Here is a 3,404-nt window from a genome sequence, read left to right as displayed (position 1 = left end):
CAGATTTTTGAACACTACCGCGATCCAACTGATGTAAGCATTGATAGTGCTTTTGGCATATCTGCGAGCATACATTTTTTCTTTGACCATAGTTAAAAATGCTGACTTCATATTCAGAAAATGCTTTATGAAAGACACTGTTTTTATAGACAGTAGTTTTGTTTTTGTCCAATATTGCTGATATGCGACATTTTGGTGTATTTCTACAAGGCTTAATTACGAGTGTTATAACTCTATGTTTACACGAAGTTTTTACGGTGGCATTATGGAGCCATGTAATATAAGCCGTTTTGGGGTGTTTAAACACACCATTTTGGTACAGATTAAGCTGTTAGGTACAACGGAGAACTTGGTGTTTAGAGAAAAATTAGCTGATCTATTTGAAGAAGTTAAAACATCACTACTTGATGAAGGCGAAAAGAGCTTTGCCAAGCAACTAGATACTTGTGAAATCCAATCTTGTAGTTCATTTGCCTCGGATAACTCTGCATTTACTATTGAATTTGTGGGTTATAATTCCAAAGAAATCGAAGATACATTCCCTACAGGCAATGCTGACTATACAGTTATGATAACTTACTCAACTAAAAATAAAGTTATCGGTTTAGAAGTTATTGGTTGTGAAAATACAAAGTTACAACAGCAATTATTAGCAAGTTGTACCTAACAAAGAAAATTAAAAGTGCGGACAAAAAACAGTTGGCTTTGTTCGTACCTCACAAATTATAGCCAACTATTTTTAGCCGTTTATTTGCGGCGTTATATTTCACTATGCATAAAATACTATATTTGCTTCTTGTTCTATCTCCACTAGCCGAAGCCTGTGAATTGACTAAGGAGTATCGTGAAGCGCGGAGTCAAGTAGTAAAGGATTCCCGCTATGCATTTGAGGCTTGTACTAGCTCGGTAGATGCTTACCACTACTGGCAAGAGGTAGCTCAATGTGAGAAAGAAGGCCGTGGTAAAAACGTAGGTGGCGGGTGTCAGCATATTATTGCCAATCGTGTTTCACCGGTTGAGCGAAACTATGATCACTGCGAAGGCCTCAAAGTTACCACCGAAGAAGTTAAAAAATACTTTGAGGAGTACGTGAAGTTCCACAATATAACAAGGTGTTCAACCACCGCTACGCCTTCGGCTTCGCTGGACAGTCAAAGTGCTGTTCCTTTTGTGCATTCGCTTCGCCAATTATCGCACAAAAGCATCAGCACTTTGCCTGCCGGTTAACACGGTGTTAGTGTTCACGGAGAGAGTTGTGTATACCGAAGATGATAAAGTTTTATTAAAATACATAGCGAGTTATTTTGTTAACGAAGGTGACTCAATGATGACGAGGGAACTAGAGAATCAGGAATTTTATACTGAGGCATCTATAAATAAGCTTCGAAGTCTCAATCTCGTGCGTTATTCTTCAAGTGATTCTATTCAAATTTCCCCACAAATAGTTGCTGAAAAAGAGAGATTAGAAGAACTACCTGACCACTTTGAGTCATTAAAAAAGTGGTGGTTCAGTAAATGGTGGGCTGTTGCTTTCAGTGTTGTTTTCTTAGTATTACCAGCACTAAAAACTTATATTGATTTGATAGATGCTCTATTCAAGTGAACACTAACAAAGTTGTAAACGCGGACAAAAAACAGTTGGCTTTGTTCGTGCCTCACAAGATTTTAGCCAACTATTTTTAGCCGGTTACAACGGCGTTATGCCTGCAATGAGGAGTCGAATGGATAATACTCAAAGGTTTTGCTCGATATTAAGGAAAAGATCCTCCGAGCATGCGGAAGCAATGTCGCGGTTGACAGGCCTTTCTGGAATGATGGTATCGGTTCTACGGCAAGAGCTAGATTCCATGGTTAGGGTAATATTTCTTTTGTCCGAAAGTGACTTATCTGAAAGGGAGCGCCTAATTCAGCAAACCTTAAATGGTGAAGTTTGGACAGTGTTAACTGTAAACGGTAAAAATAAGAAAGTTACCGACAGGGAGATGGTTGAGCTATCTAATCAACTGCAAGGATGGACCCTTTCTGTATATAAATTCGGATGTGCATTTATACATTTTTCGGCATTTCACGATTACTCTGATAGTAATCCATTTGAATCCTTAAGCACTGATGAAAAAACAGACATATTGTCGCATCTAAGGTATTACCATGGTGGGCCACACACAGATAATCCATCATTTCCAGATCTCGCATCTTTCTTTCCAAGAGTATTCGAAAAAATAGCGGGAAACTTAGAGTGTTACATCAAGAATCTTGAAGAACGCAAAATTAACAGTGAGGCATAACAAGTAAAGCCAGCGGATTCGTAAACTCACCGCTGCTTCAAGCGTTATATTGCTTTGTAAGGTCAAGTGTTGAATTTAAAAGAAAGCAAGGAAAGCGGCATCTTATATGCGGTGTTCATTACCGTATTGTTGTATTTCTTTTTTAAAATTACTTTAATTTTCTCAATTGTGTCAGGTGGGAATTTCACTTGTTTAAGCTCTGTTTGGAGTAACTCTGATACTGAAATAAAACCTTTCTCTGCATTTTTTATTGTGGCGATACTTAGCTGCATTTGGTTTTTTTATTGCGGCATAAAGTACAAACAAAAAGTAGGTAAATCGGTATATTTAATCTTAGTCGTCGGAACTGTGTTCTATTACTTTTGGTTCAAAGGGTTTTACGGTTTCTGGCACCTAATGAGCTACGAACAAAAAGAGATTACATTACAAGAGTTTTTTGAAAAAACAGGTGGTACAGAAAGGTTAAAGTTGTATGGTAATGGGGCTAGTCAAAATGTATTGTGTAAATCGCAATATAACAAAGCAAATTAAAAGTGCGGACAAAAAACAGTGGGCTTTGTTCGTACCTCACAAATTATAGCCCACTATTTTTAGCCGTTTATTTGCGGCGTTATGCTTCTTAGTTGAGTCAGGATAAAGTATTGATAGAAATAGAATTTAGTATCTATCTGGCAAGTAAAAAGGATTGGGTTCATTTAGTCAAAAATGTTCACCTTCCGGTAGTGCCAAGAGTTGGTGAGTTTGTTAAGTTCAACAACCGCATTGTAGGCGATTACTTCTCTTGGACCGTAAATCAAGTAACTTATCGCGAAAGTGGAATGATAGAAGTAACTACTGAATTGCTCGATAACACTAACAACCGAATGTATTCATTCGAAGAGCAAGATGAGTTTCTAGAGTATTACCATTCTTATTTAAACGAGGGGTGGGTTTCACCTCATGGAATTAAAGCTAACAAGCAATACCAACGGTGAAAAGCAGAAGCATAACAAACTGTTTAAGAGTGATTCGCAACGCGTGGCATTTTTACTATGCGTTGGTTTTAGTGTTTAAGGTGGTATGCGGCAGCTTCGGCATTGCGTTGCTCACACCTTAACAGGGCGTTGAGGCTGTAGAATT

Annotated in this window: 5 protein-coding genes; all 5 read left to right on the top strand. The window is 38.0% G+C overall.

All coding sequences use genetic code 11. The annotated features are described in order from the left end of the window. Positions 1-265 precede the first annotated feature (265 nt). The 5 genes from N482_RS03385 to N482_RS03360 all read left to right on the top strand — a co-directional run bounded on the left by N482_RS03385 (position 266) and on the right by N482_RS03360 (position 3,259). Positions 266-667, top strand: coding sequence for a hypothetical protein (locus N482_RS03385; RefSeq protein WP_231100780.1), 402 nt, complete (start codon positions 266-268; stop codon positions 665-667). A 104-nt stretch (positions 668-771) separates the two neighbouring features. Next, positions 772-1,227, top strand: coding sequence for a hypothetical protein (locus N482_RS03380; protein WP_063375743.1), 456 nt, complete (start codon positions 772-774; stop codon positions 1,225-1,227). A 28-nt stretch (positions 1,228-1,255) separates the two neighbouring features. Next, a complete protein-coding gene (locus N482_RS03375) occupies positions 1,256-1,603 on the top strand; it encodes a hypothetical protein (protein WP_063375742.1) in 348 nt (115 codons plus the stop codon). 181 nt (positions 1,604-1,784) lie between these two features. Then, a complete protein-coding gene (locus N482_RS03370) occupies positions 1,785-2,285 on the top strand; it encodes a hypothetical protein (RefSeq protein WP_196765294.1) in 501 nt (166 codons plus the stop codon). Between the two features lie 641 nt (positions 2,286-2,926). Beyond that, complete coding sequence (locus N482_RS03360; RefSeq protein ID WP_063375740.1) at positions 2,927-3,259, top strand: hypothetical protein; 333 nt, start codon at positions 2,927-2,929, stop codon at positions 3,257-3,259. Positions 3,260-3,404 lie beyond the last annotated feature (145 nt).

Source organism: Pseudoalteromonas luteoviolacea NCIMB 1942 (genome assembly GCF_001625595.1).
GTDB lineage: Bacteria > Pseudomonadota > Gammaproteobacteria > Enterobacterales > Alteromonadaceae > Pseudoalteromonas > Pseudoalteromonas luteoviolacea_A.
This window is presented reverse-complemented; position numbering and strand designations above follow the sequence as displayed.